The following is a 204-nucleotide window of genomic DNA, read 5'->3' as shown; positions in this document are numbered from 1 at the left end:
ATTCAAGGTTTACCATCGTTGGTCTTTGGGGTCAGTTCATATTGAAACCACCTACAGAGGAATTTCCTCATTTGCCGGAAAATGAAGACGTGACCATGCATCTTGGAAATATTTTTGGTATCCCTACCGCTGATCACAGCTTAATACGGTTACGATCGGGAGAATTGGCATATCTCACGAAGCGATTTGATCGAACTGATGATG

Annotated in this window: 1 protein-coding gene; it reads left to right on the top strand. The window is 42.6% G+C overall.

Going from position 1 to position 204, the window contains the following annotated elements:
* Positions 1–41: 41 nt before the first annotated feature.
* Positions 42–204, top strand: a 163-nt coding sequence (locus A4R26_RS36075; RefSeq protein ID WP_369332936.1) for a HipA domain-containing protein, incomplete at its 3' end; no start/stop codon positions are given.

This window comes from Niastella populi (assembly GCF_002078015.1).
Lineage (GTDB): Bacteria > Bacteroidota > Bacteroidia > Chitinophagales > Chitinophagaceae > Niastella > Niastella populi.
This window is presented reverse-complemented; position numbering and strand designations above follow the sequence as displayed.